General features: G+C 68.3%; 13 protein-coding genes. 10 read left to right on the forward strand and 3 right to left on the reverse strand.

The annotated features are described in order from the left end of the window. The first annotated feature begins 479 nt into the window (after window positions 1-479). Together ACFUC1_RS03090 and ACFUC1_RS03095 are read left to right on the forward strand one after the other, a co-directional pair. Window positions 480-1343, forward strand: coding sequence for an alpha/beta fold hydrolase (locus tag ACFUC1_RS03090; RefSeq protein ID WP_379116501.1), 864 nt, complete (start codon window positions 480-482; stop codon window positions 1341-1343). Between the two features lie 137 nt (window positions 1344-1480). Beyond that, window positions 1481-2452 carry an SRPBCC family protein gene (locus tag ACFUC1_RS03095; protein WP_379116503.1) on the forward strand — a complete coding sequence of 324 codons (972 nt, stop codon included), beginning with the start codon at window positions 1481-1483 and terminating at the stop codon, window positions 2450-2452. Window positions 2453-3022: 570 nt separating this feature from the next. On the opposite strand, the gene ACFUC1_RS03100 is transcribed toward ACFUC1_RS03095, so the two are convergent. Then, complete coding sequence (locus ACFUC1_RS03100) at window positions 3023-3154, reverse strand: hypothetical protein (RefSeq protein ID WP_379116505.1); 132 nt, start codon at window positions 3152-3154, stop codon at window positions 3023-3025. A 639-nt stretch (window positions 3155-3793) separates the two neighbouring features. Here ACFUC1_RS03100 and ACFUC1_RS03105 point away from each other — a divergent pair. Then, a complete protein-coding gene (locus tag ACFUC1_RS03105; protein WP_379116507.1) occupies window positions 3794-4177 on the forward strand; it encodes a nitroreductase family deazaflavin-dependent oxidoreductase in 384 nt (127 codons plus the stop codon). Window positions 4178-4395: 218 nt separating this feature from the next. On the opposite strand, the gene ACFUC1_RS03110 is transcribed toward ACFUC1_RS03105, so the two are convergent. Continuing rightward, window positions 4396-5289, reverse strand: a complete 894-nt coding sequence (locus ACFUC1_RS03110; protein ID WP_379116509.1) for a MerR family transcriptional regulator — start codon at window positions 5287-5289, stop codon at window positions 4396-4398. A gap of 82 nt (window positions 5290-5371) precedes the next feature. Here ACFUC1_RS03110 and ACFUC1_RS03115 point away from each other — a divergent pair, with 82 nt between their 5' ends. The 5 genes from ACFUC1_RS03115 to ACFUC1_RS03135 all read left to right on the forward strand — a co-directional run bounded on the left by ACFUC1_RS03115 (window position 5372) and on the right by ACFUC1_RS03135 (window position 10767). Next, window positions 5372-5947, forward strand: coding sequence for a hypothetical protein (locus tag ACFUC1_RS03115; RefSeq protein ID WP_379116510.1), 576 nt, complete (start codon window positions 5372-5374; stop codon window positions 5945-5947). A 971-nt stretch (window positions 5948-6918) separates the two neighbouring features. Continuing rightward, entirely contained in the window at window positions 6919-7401 is a 483-nt protein-coding gene (locus tag ACFUC1_RS03120; RefSeq protein ID WP_379116512.1) for a pyridoxamine 5'-phosphate oxidase family protein, read from the forward strand. Window positions 7402-8065: 664 nt separating this feature from the next. After that, complete coding sequence (locus ACFUC1_RS03125; RefSeq protein ID WP_379116514.1) at window positions 8066-8650, forward strand: VanZ family protein; 585 nt, start codon at window positions 8066-8068, stop codon at window positions 8648-8650. Window positions 8651-8956: 306 nt separating this feature from the next. After that, window positions 8957-9904 carry an ABC transporter ATP-binding protein gene (locus ACFUC1_RS03130; RefSeq protein WP_379116516.1) on the forward strand — a complete coding sequence of 316 codons (948 nt, stop codon included), beginning with the start codon at window positions 8957-8959 and terminating at the stop codon, window positions 9902-9904. Further along, window positions 9901-10767 (forward strand): ABC transporter permease subunit, encoded by an 867-nt coding sequence (locus tag ACFUC1_RS03135; RefSeq protein ID WP_379116517.1) that lies wholly within the window; start codon window positions 9901-9903, stop codon window positions 10765-10767. Before ACFUC1_RS03130 ends, ACFUC1_RS03135 begins: the two co-directional genes overlap by 4 nt. A 271-nt stretch (window positions 10768-11038) precedes the next feature. Here the strand turns inward: ACFUC1_RS03135 and ACFUC1_RS03140 are convergent, their stop codons facing one another. Then, window positions 11039-12217 carry an IS110 family transposase gene (locus tag ACFUC1_RS03140; RefSeq protein ID WP_379116519.1) on the reverse strand — a complete coding sequence of 393 codons (1179 nt, stop codon included), beginning with the start codon at window positions 12215-12217 and terminating at the stop codon, window positions 11039-11041. A 265-nt stretch (window positions 12218-12482) separates the two neighbouring features. On the opposite strand from ACFUC1_RS03140, the gene ACFUC1_RS03145 reads away from it, so the two are divergent. Further along, the gene (locus tag ACFUC1_RS03145; protein ID WP_379116521.1) at window positions 12483-12809 is read left to right on the forward strand and encodes a hypothetical protein; all 327 of its coding nucleotides are present in this window, start codon (window positions 12483-12485) and stop codon (window positions 12807-12809) included. A gap of 1380 nt (window positions 12810-14189) precedes the next feature. After that, complete coding sequence (locus tag ACFUC1_RS03150; RefSeq protein WP_379116523.1) at window positions 14190-14591, forward strand: PPOX class F420-dependent oxidoreductase; 402 nt, start codon at window positions 14190-14192, stop codon at window positions 14589-14591. Window positions 14592-14894 lie beyond the last annotated feature (303 nt).

Consider the following 14894-nt stretch of genomic DNA (forward strand, 5'->3'; position numbering starts at 1 on the left):
AAGGCCTCCGGCTTCGGCCGCGAGGGCGGGTTCGAGGGCATCGAGGAGTACCTCGAGACCACCTACGTCGGCATCGCCCCCTAGCCCCCCGGCAGCCCGCAGCCGCGCGACCACCAGAGCAGCGTCCTGGTACCCGTCCGGGGGCGCAGCACCGGGGCGAAACCTCGGTTCCCTCAGCCCAACATGGGCCGGCATGTGTCCGGGCCCTTGTCGGAGTCGGTGGGAGAGGACGTTCGGCCCGAGCCGAGAGCCCAGCCGCGTCTTTACCGTCGAAGCGTGACCACGCAAGCCCCGGCCCCCGAGGTCATCGAAGCGTCGAACCCAGACGCACTGAGCCGCTACCTGTACCCACCCGGAGCGCGCACGATGCTGCGCGCTCCTCTGCCGGGGTGGCGGCTGGGACTGTGCTTGCGAGGCCTTGCGGGCTCGGGCGCCGAGGGGGCAGGTGTCGGCGGTTCGCGCGAAAAGGGGCGATCGACATGAGTACCCAGCAACTCACAGAAGAGGTGCGGAGCGGGCTGCCCGGGAGTTTCGTCGAACTCTCCGCAGGCATCACGCACTACGAGATCCGCGGCGACGCGGGCGGTGAGAGCGTCGTCCTGATTCACGGGAACGCCGCACCCCAGGCCACGTGGGATCGAACGATCGGCCCCCTGTGTGACGCCGGTTTCCGGGTGCTGCGATACGACCTGTACGGGCACGGGCTCTCCGACAGACCCAGGCTGCGCACGTACGACCGCCTCTTCTACAACGCCCAGCTCGCGGAGTTGCTGGCCCATCTCAACCTCCGGTACCCGATCCGCCTGGTGGGCTCCTCGCAAGGTGGCAGCATCGCCACGTGCTTCGCTGCCGAGAACCCGGGCACGGTGAGCAAGCTCGCCCTGCTCGCTCCCTTCGTCGCGGAGCTTCCGGGGCAAGGGGGGATCGCCTACCGGCTCGTCACCACCCCGCTCCTGGGAGAACTTCTCCTGAGGGTCATGGGTGATCGCAAGCTCGCCGACCTCTCCGATGCGGTGGTGTCGACCCATGGGGTGGGCGAGCTCCAGCGTCAGGTCGCCGAGCAGTTCCGCTACGAAGGAAAGCGGCGAGCCATGCTGGCCAACTTGAGAGGCGACGCGCTGAAGGACGCGACATCGTGTTACCGACGCGTCGGGGAGCAGGGCATTCCGGTGCTGCTCACCTACGGAACTCAGGATCGGAAGATCCCACCGGAGTCCATGATCAGACTGCGCGACTTGCTGCCGGACATCGAGTACCACGAGATCGAAGGCGCAGGACATCTGGCCCACTACGAGGCGCCGGACCAAGTGAACCCTCTCCTCACCCGATTCCTGGCCGAGTGACCAAGGCGAAACGACCTCAGGCGCTGGCTCGCGACGAGCCGGTGGCACGACCGCTGCGACTACCCCGATCGGTGTGGTCAGCGAGCGCCTGACGTCCCAGCGTGACGATGCGGGTGAGTGCTCGAAGGAGTGGCGGTATGACATACCAACAGAGCTTCCATATCGATGCACCGGTGACCACGGTGTTCGGCTTCTTCAGGGATCCGGCTCAGTGGTCCGCGTTGGAACCTGAGGGAGTGCGGTTCAAGGACGTGAGGCTCACCAAGGAAGGGATCGGGACGCACTACCTCTGGACCGCCAAGATCGCTGGCGTGTCCATCGAAGGCTTCAACGTGTTCACGGACTTTGTGCCCGACAAACTCATCACCGACAGGTCCTCCAACGGGTTGGAGGGGACCTGGACCTACTCGTTCGAGCCGGACGGTCCCGGCACGAGGCTCACGGTGAGGAACCAGATGCAGCCGTGGTGGCGGCTGCCACTCCTGGAGCGCCTGCTCGACCACGTCACGGCAAGGACTCACGGACCGCGATTCGCGAGGTTGCAGGCGGTGCTCGGCCCGGAGCCGACCCTGAGTCCAAGGAAGGTGGACGCCACACTTCAGCACGGGGTCGATGGGCAAGGATCACAGGCGAGCCACACGGACAAAGGGAGGCACGGCAAGCCCGTGCATGCCCGAACGATCCACATCGACGCGCCCGTGGAGGTGGTCTTCGACCACGTCAAGCAGCCGCAGAACTTCGTCGCCGCGGACCCTGAGCCTGTTCGCCTCTCCGCCCTCGTGCCGACGCCTGGGGATGGCATCGGCTCAACGTGGCAGACCTCCTGGCGCGTGGCAGGACTTCCCATGCGCGCGGCCTGGTGCAGGCGGGAACTGGTTCCCGGAAGTCGAATCGTGGATCACGCGTCAACCGGTGTCGATTGGACGTATGCGATGGCACCACAGGACGGCGGAACGGCGCTCACGCTCGGATATGCCATATCCACAGGCGCTGCGATCGTCGACAGGGCCCTCGATCACGTCTTCGGGAATCAGGAGCGCCAGCTGGACCGGATGCTCGCCAACTACAAGCAGTTGATCGAGGCCGACGTCGGTCCCCGCTCTCGATGAGGACCTCGAGCGAGGCGCCGCTTCGAGAGCAGATGGGAAGCGCATGCCCGTCGCCCCTTCGGCGGCGTCCAGGCCTCCGGCTTCGGCCCCGAGGGCGGGTTCGACGGCACCGAGGAGTACCTCGAGACCACCTACGTCGGCATCGCCCCCCACCCACCGGCGGTTCGCAGCCGCACGGCCCCCACCGACGGGTGGAACGACGAAGGACCCGGCGAGAAGCGTGCCGGGTCCTTCGTCAAGTGGTGGAGCTGAGGGGATTCGAACCCCTGACCTTCTCATTGCGAAGGCCGCAGCGGCCCGCCGCATCGCTTATCCCTGTGCTCGGCTGGCCCTCCCCCGAGTGCATTCAATGCACGGCGTGAACCTTCGGGGGCACAAAGGGAGCACAAGCCGCACGACCTCTTCATGGGTGTCGATCCGGCCAACGCCGCAGCACTACGAACACAGTACGGCCGCCCGCCCGACAGCCATCCTTGCTACGCCCCTCACCGCCTCCGTATAGGGCAACGGCGCACCGCCGCGTGCGCACAGAGACGCAGGTTTTGCATCGTCGGCCCCCAGGCGACCCGCCTAGTACTGCCGTCGCACCTCAATAGGGCGCTTTTGCTCGGCGTTGGACTCCTGCTGCTGACCGTGCGCGGCGTGGACCCGCTCGCCCTGCGGGCCGAAGAGGCTGAGCACCTCCGAAGGAAACGACGTCATGGGATTCGCCAGACTGTTGCCCTACGCGTGTGCCTACCGGGGAGCAGTGCTGGCAGCGGCGCGGACACTCTCGTCGGTCCAAGCCCGCCAGCGAGGCTGGGCAGCTCACCCTGAGGACGGTGCGTACGACGGCGTCCTCCGGCGAGACCTGACCCACGCGCGAAGGCAGCGTCCCCGGAGGAAGATCCGCTTCCGCTGCCGAGTTGTTCGGCACGTATTTTCCTCGCCCCCGGATGCATCTGTCCGGGGCAGCCAAGGCACCTATACAGGTACAGCTACGAGGTGCCGACCCGGCCAGCGGCGATGCTTCGACACCGCCGCATGCGGGCCTATGGGATGACGGTCTACTTCGGACGGACGGCAAAAGGGGTCGCGGATGGCGTAGGGGTCAGGGCCAAGATCCTGGTGCAGGAGGAGCCGCGATAGGGGCATGGAAACCTTCAGCCAGTCCGGGCGACGACGCCGCGGGGGTCCAGCGTGCCGTGGATTGCCACCAGAGCTACAGCGGCTACCAGCCGGGGTGCCCGGTACGCGGCGAGCAGGGGCCCAAGAGCCGCTGCAGCGCAACGCCAAATCTATTCACGGCCTGCATCGGCAAAGTGGCTCCTGACCAGGTGTGCAACGGAGGATGCTCGATGCATGGCACGAGTCCCGTCCGCGACAAAGCGTTTCAACAAGGTCGCCGTCCACCTCGCCGGACACCGGTACATCCCCGTGTGGGCTCTGCTGCGACACCGCGGTCGCAAGAGTGGAAAGCCGTACGTCACCCCCGTAGCAGTCATCGCGACCCCAACGAGCTTCCTCATCGGACTGCCCTGGGGCAGGGATACGGACTGGGTTCGCAACGTCCGCGCGGCGGGCGCGTGCACGATCCGGTGGAAGGGCGTCGACTACGAGTGCATCGCGCCCGCATTCGTCGACCAAGACGTTGCTCGTGCCGCCGCGCACGGACCCACGCGGTGGATCCTGCGACCAGTCTCATTCCCTCATGGTTTTATCCAGCTCGAACGCCACACCGACTGAAGCCTTCCCCCGGGGCTCGCTGTGTGCTGAGCCCTCGAGGCGTGAACTCGACCCAGATAGCTTGGCACCGCGTCGCCCACCCGGCCAGTTCGTCGGCGCGCCCTCCTACGGCCATCGACCTCGTGGCCATACAGTCACACGCCTTCGGTCGTGTGGAGTGACAGGCACCCTTCCAAGGCGTGTCAGTCACGCCCCTGGCGCACGCGAAATACGCCTGTTCAGGCAAGCGCTGTGCGGACCAGGTGTGCTGCCAAGGTGAGCTGGGACGGCAGAGGTACGCCACCGCGGACCTCATGGGCCGCCCGCCCGCCCACGTAGACAACGGGAACCCTCGCCTCGTGCAGCGCCTCGACTGTCGCGGCGGAAGGGTCAAGGTCGCGAGAGTGAGTCGCGGCAATGACAGCAGCCTCGGGGGCGGTTGCAGCCGCGACCTGGGCCCAGCTGGTCACGGGCACGTCGGCACCCAGGTACACCACTTCCACACCGGCCCGGCGCAGGCAGACCGCGAAGGCGAGGACGGGCAGCTCGTGGCGTGCCTTGGGCGGTAGCCCGACCAGGACGCGCGGCCCGGATGAACCGCTGGCCTCGAACAGGGCCGCGAGCCGGCGCATCACCGCGGCGGTCACGAAGTGCTCAGCTGCCACGTCGACCCGCTGCGCCTCCCACGCCCGCCCGAGCACGGTCATCGACGGCATGAGCCAGTCGTCGATGACCCGCTCGACCGACGCGTGGGCGAACGCCTCATCCAGGGTCCGCCGCAGGGCGACGGGGTCGAACCGGGCAGCGATGGCGGTCAGGGCGTCGTGGTCGGCAAGCGGTGAACCGCCTGGGACGGTGGGCGTCGCCTGAACGGCTGCGGCAGTCTCGGGAAGAGGGTCACGCGCCAGCACCGCGGCCCGCCGGGCCGGCACCCCGGACTCCACCAGCACTCGCATGCGGCGTACCGTCTCGACATCGGCGGGACTGTACGACCGGTACGCGGAAGGCGTGCGGGACGGTGCGACGACCCCGTACCGGTTCTCCCACGCCCTCAACGTGCCGGCACTCACACCGGTCAGCGCGGCCACATCCCCGATCGAGTGCCGGCCGACGTCCACGCCAACCCCCTTCATTTTACGAAACGTTGCGCACTCCAAAGTCCTGTGCAACCTTCATGGTACTGGTCCACCCACGCCCACGGAGAAGGAACACACCATGAAGCACCCCCGCACCTGGGCCGCCGTCGCAGCGGCCGGCGCCCTCGCCCTCACCACCCTGGCCGCGTCCCCAGCCTCAGCCTCCGACGACACCGACCAGGACTCGGGCGGTCTGACCACCGTCGTGCTCAACCCCGAGCTCGTCCCGACCCTGGTCAACACGCTCAAGGTCATGCCCATCGCACCAGGCCAGCTCACCGCCCCCGGCGGCGCCGCCCAGGTCTCCTTCCCCATCACCCGCGTCAAGGACGGCGTCATCTCCCACGCAGGCGGGCTGCGGTTCACCCCCGTCGGCGGCGGCACCCTGGCCATCACCCGGTTCGACGTCAACCTCAACACCGGGTACCTCACCGCCAACACCCGCCTGAACCGGACCAAGGTCGGCCGGGTCAACATCTTCGCTCTGGGCCCGGTCCAGCCCATCAACGGCTCCGCCCCCGCCTGCGCGGGCGTGCCGGCCGGGCTCACCCTCACCAAGGACGCCGCCAACGCCCTCGGCGCCCCCTCGTTCGCCGGCGCGTTCGCCGGCGACGCCTGTGTCGTCCCTGCCACCCAAACCGAAGACGACGACTGACCCACCCGCAATCACAAGCCGCGCCCCCACCGCTGACCGCCGCAGTGGTGGGGGCGCATCCGTCATGGACAGCCGCCGGCTCCCGGATGTCGGGGCCTCCACGACAGCGATCCTTGCGACCGACTCCCGCGTCAGCCGCGCGATCCGCGACGGTATGCCGGTGACGGCGCGAGATCATCAAGGCTGCTGCTCAGTCCTGTTGTCGAAAACAGCGTGGACCCTGAGGACAGACAGTCTGTCCGGCCGGTGGCGTCCCGTCGGCGATGGATCCGGCATATTCAGGGCCGCGGTAAGACGTTGAGCCGCTGATCCATCTTGCGGTGGCCCCCGAGACCTCGGAAACCTCGACCGCTCTACGAGCGGGGCCGTGCCGAACAGTGATGACGACCATACGAACGCGGCCGGAGCGCGAGCCCCGATTGAGCATTCCTGAATTGCTTGCCGGCCCCACCCGCGTGACCTGGCCGGCCGGTCATGACCACCAGCATCCTGCGCCAAGGCTGTAACCGCGTTTCGCGCGGCACCCTCTTTCCACCCCTGGCGACCGTGCCGCTAGCAGTGAATGCTGCTGAGCAGCACAGTTGGATGCATGAACCATCTGACAGTCCAATGCCCGCGGTGCAAGCAACCCTTCACGGGCGGCAACACCGACCAACTCGCGGACGTGCTGATCGCTCACGTGCGCCAAGACCACGGTCATGCCCCGCCACGGGAACATGTTCTGGCGCGCATTGAGCGACACCAGGGCTCCATCTGACCTGCCCATCTGGGCGCATCGGTGGCCAATAGCACTGCACCACACACGTGGTCGCCGGCAGCGGCCAGCACGCGGCAGCGTCGAGGCTCGCGATCGTCTCGCTCCGCAGGGACCTTGGTCCCTTCCAAAGGACCTGGATCCCCGGCAACGTGACCTTCGGCGCTCGGTCAGGGGGCAGACGACGCTGTTGTGCCGAGCTGGGGGTTGATTGGCAATGGGCGCTGAGAACCTTGGCGAGACCCGGTTCGCCGAGGTGCGGCGACTGGAGCCGCGGCGACTGGTGCCCATACCGGAGGGCGAAGCGCTTGCCTTGTTGGCTAGCGTCGAGTTCGGCCGGCTGGTGTTTACCGAGCACGCACTGCCTGCCGTGCGGCCGCTGAACCACATCCTTGAGGGCGGCGACATCATCATCCGCACGAGACTGGGTTCAGCAGCCGCCAGCACGGCGATCCCTCCGGTCCTGGACGTAGTCACCTACCAGGCCGACCGCATCGATCCCAGCGACCGCACCGGGTGGAGCGTGGTGGTCACGGGTCGTGTTTCCAGGGTGACCAATCCTGATCGGCTGCGCAGGTGCGACGAGCTGCTGCACCCGTGGGTGGAGCTGCCGATGGACCTGACCCTGGCCATCGCTGCGGAGATCGTCCGCGGCTTTCGCCTCGTCCCGGCACCGACGCACCCTCGGCGAAGCGACTGACCTCGTGCGAACCCTGTCCCGGGCCGTGCATCCGCTGGGGAGGAGCTGCGGTCTGACACGTCACTGCTTCCAGGCAGGGACGGCGCGACGCCGTACGAACGGCGTCGCATCAGCGGCAAGAGTGTTGACCGGCCCGCGAGCGCCCCACCCCAATGGGGCCGGCAACGGCTGACCGTCGGGGATAGGGCGGCGGACGCAGCCAACGCCTTGGGAACGAGCTACTGGTCGAGGTACTCGTCCATGGCGTCGTGCCATTGCTGGTGCAGCCGTGCCTTGAGCTCGTAGTTCGGTACCAGCGCGCCGCATTGAGGGCAGGACAGACCGGACTCCCAGGGACCGTCGAAGTCATCCGCCCACCGGGGCCCGCGCTGCCTCCCCTCGACTTCTTCGCCCATACGTCCATGTTTGCCCCGTCCTTACGACTCGTCCACCACGCGCGGACCGGCGGCCATCCGACGGCAAAGCCTGGTCCCTGACGCGAGCTTGCACCACGGCGTTACCGGAGGGCGGCAGCGCGAAGGCCCACCCCCGCCTGCCGCCTGGCTCTCGCCGGCCGAACCCCGCTGGCGAGGGAACCCCCCAAGCCGGCCCGCAGAGGCGTTGCATCCTGCCACGCGAGTGGGGGCAGGCGAAGCGCGGCGACCGCGTTTGTAGGGTCGCCTCCGTGAAGGCGCAGCCGCAGGTCCAGTTCGAGCGTCTTAGCTCCAAGCCGCCGGCGTGGCCGGCGATGAGCGCATGGACAAGGGCCGGCACAGTCGTCGTGTGGCTGGTCTTCGCTGTCTACCTGGCCTTCCTGGTCAAGCTTCTGCTGCTGTCGCGCGAGCCGGGGTCGATCCGTTCGCTGAACCTGGTCCCGTTCGCGACTATCTCGATCTATCTGTCCACCGCCTCTGCGGCGGCGGGCCGGTTCGCGCTTGGCAACGTGCTGGGCAACGTGGCGGCATTCGTCCCTTTCGGGTCCTGCCTGCCCCTGGTGCAAGGCAGGACCCGGGTGTGGCCGAACCTGCGCGTCGTCGTCGCCTCCAGCGTCGCGGTCGAGATCGCCCAAGGCCTCTTCGGCGTGGGGGCCTGCGATATTGACGATGTCATCCTGAACACGCTCGGCGGCCTCCTTGGGACCCTGTTCTTCACCGGGCTCCGGGTGATGCTGCGCTCGTGGGCTCGGGTGGTCACGGTCCTGGCGGCCCTGTCCGTCGTAGGCTTGCCAGTCTTGTCTTTCCTGCTGTTCGTCGTGCGGCTGCGCATGTAACCCACCGGGGCCACCCCGGATCGGGACCGGTCCAGGGTCGGGCCTGTACCGCAGGCTTTCCCGCGGAGCGCGCGACCGCAGGCATCGCTCGGTCCATAGCGTGTCTGGATGGCCGGGCGCGTGCGGGCCGTGGTCGTCTCAGGCAACGCTCAGGCGGGGGTGAGCATCATTGGCTCGCGCTCCCGGGCTGGTGACCCGCTCGTCCGGTGGGCGTGCTGGCCGGGCACCTGCTCGGACACCGCATGACGTTGGTCGGCCGTGCCAGCCCGCAACTTGCCCGAGCAGCCACGACGAAAAGAGACGCCCATGATCGAGGCCACGGGCCTGACCAAGGTGTACGGCCACAAGAGAGCGGTCGACGACCTGACCTTCACGGTGCAACCCGGTGTCGTCACGGGCTTCCTCGGACCGAACGGCGCCGGGAAGTCGACGACGATGCGCATGATCCTTGGCCTGGACGCCCCGACGTCCGGCACCGTCCTGGTCAACGGCAAGCGCTACGGGCAGCATCGGGCGCCACTGCACGAGGTGGGGGCCCTGCTGGAGGCGCGCTCGGTGCACACCGGTCGCAGCGCCTACAACCACCTGCTCGCCCTCGCCCAGACCGCCGGCATCCCCCGTCGCCGGGTGCAGGAGGTCATCGATGTCGTAGGGCTGCAGGAGGTCGCTCGCAAGCGGGCGGGCAGCTTCTCCCTCGGAATGGGTCAGCGCCTTGGCATCGCCTCCGCCCTGCTCGGCGACCCGCACACCCTGATCCTCGACGAGCCCGTCAACGGCCTGGATCCTGACGGGATCCGGTGGATCCGCAACCTGCTCAAGTCCTTGGCCGCGGAGGGCCGCACGGTCTTCGTCTCATCCCACCTGATGAGCGAGATGGCTCAGACTGCCGAGCACCTCGTCGTCGTCGGCCGCGGCCGACTCATCGCCGACACCAGCGTGGCCGACTTCATCGCCCGCTCCTCGGGCAACCGGGTCCGAGTGCGCACCACCGACCCCGGCGCCCTGGTCGCCACCCTTGCGCAACAGCAAGTCACGGTGGTCGAGGCCGATGGGGCGCTGGAAGTGACGGGGATGTCGACCGACGACGTCGGTCGAGCGGCCGGCGCCGCCGGCATCACCCTGCTCGAGCTCAGCGCCCGGCAGACATCCCTCGAAGAGGCCTTCATGGACCTGACCGGTGGCTCCGTCGAGTTCCAGGGAGCGACCATCGCCGGCGCGCCCCGCCCCCTCCAGGAAGCAGGAACCCAGCGATGATGAACGCGCCCCTCGACACCGCTCACCGCACGGACCGGGCTGCCGCCAGTGGCCGCCACTCGGCCTCGCGCGCCGGCGACACCGGTGGCGTCACCTTCGCTGGCGTTGTCCTGTCCGAGTGGACCAAGCTGAGGTCCCTGCGCTCGACGGTGTTCTCCCTGCTGGCCGCGGTGGCGTTCGTGGTCGGCCTGTCCTTCCTCGTGCCGCTGGTGACCGTCAACCACTGGCCACCGCGCGACCCCGGGGAACTGCTCACCTTCGACCCGACCGCGCGCAGCCTCGCCGGCGTGTTCCTCGCCCAGCTCGCCGTCGGAGTGCTGGGGGTCCTGTTGATCACCGGGGAGTACGCCACCGGCATGATCCGGGCCACCCTGGCCGCGGTGCCCACCCGCTTGCCCGTCCTGTGGGCGAAGGCACTCGTCTTCGCCGTCGTGACGTTCATCCTCATGGCACCGGCCAGCGTCGGCGCCTTCCTCATCGGCCAGTCGATCCTGTCCTCCAAGCACCTGCAGACCACGCTCGGCTCACCCGGGGTGCTGCGCGCCGTCCTGGGAGCCGCCCTCTACCTCACCGTCATCGGGCTGCTCGGCCTGGCCCTGGGTGCCCTGCTGCGCAACACCGCCGGCGCCATCTCCACCCTGTTCGGAATCCTGTTCGTCCTGCCGATCATCGTGCGTTTCCTGCCCTCCTCCTGGGCAGACCCGATCGGCAAGTACCTGCCCAGCACCCTCGGCGAGGGAATCACCCGGGTCCACCCCGACCCGACCGCGCTGGCCCCGTGGACGGCCTTCGCCCTCTTCTGCGGCTACGCGGCCGTCGTCCTGGCCGGCGCCGCCGCAGCCCTCAAGCGGCGCGACGCCTGACCCACCCACTGCCCGTCGAGAGCGGCACCTGTCCTCGCTCCGGTTTCAACCAGCCTCCGCGGCGCTCTTGCGGGGATCCAGCGTTGTTGTCATCCCGCGCCGCAGCTCGGCGTCGCGATCCTCACTCCCGGTCCCCTGTTCGGTGACCCACGACATCACGGGTCCACAGATCCCGCGCCAGATGGGGCATTGCCGCCAGATCGTCCCGCCGTCCTGGCGCGGCAGCAAAAACCGTGTGAGGAATGTTCGCCGGTCCTGGCTCCCCTCTGTGTCAAGACGCGACGGGCAGGGCGGCCCTAGGCTGGCTGGTGGCGGGTCCGGGAAGAGGCTTGTCCGAAGTGCCGGTGTGGGGTTGTGAGCCGGTCGCGCTGGAGTCAGAGTCGTTGCCCCGTTGCCCTCCCGGGCTCGTCGCCATGGCGTGGGCGGCGTCGTTGAGCATGGTTCGGAAGACGATGTCGGACAGGCGTCGTTTGAGGCAGCGCATGGCTTCGTTGGAGGTCTTGCCGCGGGCTTTGGTGCGGTCGAAGTAGGCGCGGCCTTCGGTGGGATTGCGCAGCTGGACGGTGGCCATGATGTGCAGGACCCGGTTGATCTGGCGGTTGCCGCCGCGGGACAGGCGGTGCCGCACGTGGTCGCCGGAGGAGGCGTCGATGGGTGCGGTGCCGGTCCAGGAGGCGAAGTGGTTGTTGTCGGGGAAGCGGGTGATGTCACCGACCTCGACGAGCAGCCGGGCGGCGCCGGAGGGGCCGATGCCGTGCAGGCGGGTCAGGGTGGTGCCGGTCGTGGTGAGCAGTTCGGCGAGTTCCTTGTTCGCGGCCTTCTTGCGGGCGTAGATCCGTTCCAGGTCGCTGATGAGCTCGGCGGCCACACGCCTGCGGGCCTTGCCGGCGACGTCGCGGGGCCGGACGGTCGCGAGCAGTCTCTTCGCCTGGGCGGCGGACAGGTCCCTTTTGGCCCCGCCGGGAATCAGTTCGAGCAGCAACTGGTGCAGCTGGGAGATCATCCGGGTGTGGTCCTCGCCCAACGCGCGGCGCCGGTCGACCAACACCCGCAACACGGCCAGCTGCTCATCGTTGACCACCGGGCGCAGGCCACTCATCCGGGTGCCGACCAAGGCGATGGAGTGGGCGTCGGTGGCGTCGGTCTTACGGCCCTGCCCGGTGGCGAAGGCGCGCACCCGCGCGGACAGCTTCGGTGGCACGTCGATGACCTGTTCACCATCGGCCAGCAGGCGAAGCGCGATGTGCCGCCCGATGCCGTTGCATCCCTCGATCGCCCACACCCGCAAGGGCCACTGCCGGGCCATGGTGACCATGTCCCGGTAGCCGGCGAGGTCGGTGCCGAACCGACCTGACCCGACGATGGCCTCGTCGGCCTGCATCACCTCGCTCGTGACCGACCGCTTGTGTGGGTCCATCCCGATGACCACCCGCGCTGGTTCCTGATCCACCACGTTCTCCTCCGCTCGTACCTGTGGTTGTCGAGCTGGGAGGGCAACGCTGCTTTGAGCCGGGCACACCCCTCTTGAGCCTCTCCCTGCCCTGGGATCGACGTCCGGGACTGCGCAGGCCAAATGAGAGCCACACCAAGGTGAGCAGCCGATGTGAGAGCGACAGCCCGAACGCCTCGACCGAGCCTCGCCAGGCACCGGCCGTGCGTCAATGAAACAAGCAGCCGATGAGCGGGGCGCTTGACTTGCGCGCCATGATGCTGGTGTGGAGGTCGAACTTCTGGTGATCCCGGGCTGCCCCGGCGCTGACGAGGCGGCGACGGTGCTCCGGACGGCACTCGATGACATCGGCTTGGCTGCTCTCGCGTTCAGTGTGGGGGTTATCGAGACCGACGTTGAGGCGCGTGCTCGCGGTTTCGCTGCCTCGCCGGCGTTCGTGGTCGACGGGACAGATCTGTTCATGGGTGGGCAGACGACCGGGACGCTGGCATGTCGGGTCTACCCGACGCCTGACGGTCCAAGAAACGTCCCGGCGCTGCACGATCTTCGCCGAGTACTGAAGGCACGTGCGGCCGAAGCGACCAAAGGGTGACCATGGGAACTCCCACAATCACCGCCCAGGGGCACCCTGACCCGCCTCAACCGGGGCAGTGCTGGTGTTGCGGATCGGTCGATGATCCCCGCCGCATGGTGCATCTGGGAAACAATCCAGAGGTAGCGCTGTGCCGCCCCTGCGCCCGCTGGGCCGCCATGAGGGCGTGGGAGCTTGAGGACCGCGACAAGACCGGAGTTCTCGCGGACATCCGCGAGCGGTTTCGGCACTTCCGGCGTGGCGTGATTGACCACAACTGGCACCGACACCCGGTTGTCGGGCGACCATTGCGATGGCTGGGCAAGCACCTGCCGTAGCCAAGCCTGAACAGAACGCACTCCCATGCCGCGAAGCGTGCGACCTTGGCTGCCGTGGGTGGCGCCGCAAATCGCGGGTCACGATCCGGCCCAGGCGCTGCATCGGCACGAGCCGGTGCTCCACTCCGTTGATCCGGCTCACCGAGCCGCGCCCTGTGTCCCGCCGCCACCCCTGCGTCGCATAGGCCGCGATGGCCGGCTCGGCGTCCGGGGTGCAGCAGGAACGTGTGGTGTGCGGGCTCGGTGCTGCGCATACGGCCACGCTAGGACCGTCTGCTGACATGGGCGCCCCCACCGGCGGGATGGACCGGCGGGGGCCCGGCAGCAGGCAGGGGGTTGGGCCTATGACGCTGCCGACTTACGAAATATGCCGCTGCTGACACGTCGCGTCAGGGACCAACGTCCCGGGGCGCGCGACAAGAAGGCACCCCATCGCTCAGGGGTTGCGGTGGAGGTGCGGCTGCGGCCGGGGGTAGGGGGTCTCCTCGACTGGCCGTCGTTCCCCCGGGGGCTCCGGTTGCGCCCAAGTGGTCGTGGGGTGAGCTCACTTCACCCGTTCGGGGGAAGTGGTGGCTCATACATCGGGGGATGCTCTGGATGTGAGCCCAGAGGCTGGAGCGCGTCGTCCTGGGCTTGCAGGGGACGCCGCCGCGCCGGGTCTCTGAGGGATGAGCCGGTGCGGCGGCTCCCAACCATGGGCGCCCCCACCGAGGGGCACTCGGTGGGGGCGCGGCGCGAGCTTGCTCTGACTAGGAGGAAGAACCCGCATCCCCATCGTACGGTCGGTGTTCTTCATTAGCTGAGCTTTCGCCGACGTCCGTTCCAGGCCTCCCCGTGGTCATCGAGGTCGTCTACCCAGTGGGGTCACTAGACGATGCCGGCGGGCATGACGTCGTGGGGTAGGCGGTTCCCTCGGTAGCCCATCGATCCAGCGACTCCCTCCCAGGCGTAGAGCGCACTCTGCCTCCAGTGCGCCACCACCCCCGCGCCGGTAGCCCTTAGGACGGCAGGAACTTCGACGCACGACGGGCGTGCCCGGGCTCTTCCGGATAGCGTCCCCCTCGTGCCCACCGACACCACGCTCGATCACCTCGCCGACGAGAAGTTCGTCTCGCTCACGACCTTTCGCAAGAACGGCGTCGGCGTCCCGACTCCTGTCTGGATCGGGCGTGACGGCGATGCCCTCGTCGTAACCACACCGGTCGGCAGTGGCAAGGTCAAGAGGCTCCGTAGGAACCGCACGGTCGAGCTGCGGCCGTGCAATCGTCGCGGCATCGTCGAGGACGACGCCCCCACGGTCAGGGCCGTGGCCCAGATCGTCGAGGGCGACGCTGCCATGCGCCGGCTCGACGAGGTGCTGAAGCCGAAGTACTCCTTCGAATACCGCGCCGTCATGACCATCGAGCGGCTGCTGCGACGAGAGAGCCCTCAGCGGGTCATGCTGCGCATCAGCCCGGTCGACTGACCAGCTCCGACGCGCAGAACTTGCCGATGCCTCTCCCCCGCGACGACACGTCCGAGTGCGGCGGCGGCATTCTGCAGGAGTGGGGACGTCGGTCACTTCCGGCGACCTGCCTGGACTACTCGCCGCTGGCTTCGTCCGCTCATGCCTGCGATCCGGGCGATGCCTCTGTCCGGCAGCTGCGACACCACCTGGGGCCGCAGATCCATCAGCGCGCTCAGTCCACTGATTGTCACCGAGCACGACCAGATTTGACCCGGCCTTACTTGCATGCCTTTCTCGCCGGACTGAGCGCGCAGTGGGGAT

The sequence above is a fragment of the Pedococcus sp. NPDC057267 genome, assembly GCF_042668795.1.
In the GTDB taxonomy this organism is placed as follows: Bacteria; Actinomycetota; Actinomycetes; order Actinomycetales; family Dermatophilaceae; genus Pedococcus.